The sequence below is a fragment of the Shewanella sp. SG44-6 genome (assembly GCF_014164185.1).
Classification (GTDB): domain Bacteria; phylum Pseudomonadota; class Gammaproteobacteria; order Enterobacterales; family Shewanellaceae; genus Shewanella; species Shewanella vesiculosa.
In genome coordinates, this window is the sequence record NZ_JACJER010000293.1 from 1 (window position 1) to 960 (window position 960).

The window sequence follows — 960 nt, forward strand, 5'->3', positions numbered from 1 at the left end:
TCGAAGCATCCCCAATAGACACTTGGGTGCTAAAAAATCAAGGTGAAGGCGGTGGCAATTGCCTGTTTGGTGCCGATATTTCACATGAATTAGCCGAGTTAGAACCCGCGCAATACCAAGCATGGTCGCTGATGCGCCGCTTACACCCTAGGCCGAGAGCAACACCAACCTTAGTAGTGCGTGACGGCGAAATAGAAACCATAAATGACATGATCCCTGAAATAGGCATGTTCACCGTCCACATTGATGGCGAGCCTGTGATGGAGGATAGCTCTAATAGCGACAGCCCCGGTTATTCGGGATATTTAGTTCGCAGCAAATCAGCCATGGTGACTGAGGGTGGAGTTCACAGCGGCCAAGGGGTATTAGATTCGCTGATGTTTAGCGATTAACAGGGCGCGTATAAAGTAAAAAGCCACAGAATCTCATCTGTGGCTTTAACTAACAAATTAACCTATATGATTAATAAGCGGTTTTAACACCAAAACTACGAATATAAAATACCCTTGGTCCCGTTCCCGCTTCAGGTTTCAACTGCATAGGTTTATGCAATTTAATCAACTGGGATACCTTGCTCTGCGGATCATCTAAATCACCAATCACCCGCGCTTCAGATGGACAAGCATCAACACAGGCAGGATTCAACCCCTTATCAAGCCTATGATCACAGAAAGTACATTTCTCTGTAGTGCGTCTTGGTCGTGTAACAGGGTAAGTATCACCCCGCTCTGGGTTTTCATTGGGTGATGCAGTAGCCCCCGTGCGTTTGAGCAGCATCAGTGGTGATACAGTACCATTAGCCACTAACTCAGAGTCATCTTGCCACCGACGGTGCGGTGTTGCCGCATTAAAACTAATCACGCCGTATGGGCAAGCATTCATACACTTCTTGCAACCAATACATTCATCATTGTTTTGCAGCGTTAAGCCGCGCTTATCTTTGTGCATAGCCCCTGTCGG

The 960-nt window shown here is 47.1% G+C and carries 1 protein-coding gene and 1 pseudogene; one reads left to right on the forward strand and one right to left on the reverse strand.

Annotated features, from left to right (window positions below; all coding sequences use genetic code 11):
- Positions 1-392, forward strand: a pseudogene (locus H5185_RS22250) (glutathione synthetase); the annotation flags it as partial.
- A 70-nt stretch (positions 393-462) separates the two neighbouring features.
- Here H5185_RS22250 and H5185_RS22255 read toward each other — a convergent pair.
- On the reverse strand, positions 463-960 hold a 498-nt coding region (locus tag H5185_RS22255; protein WP_182743339.1), incomplete at its 5' end, for a 4Fe-4S dicluster domain-containing protein.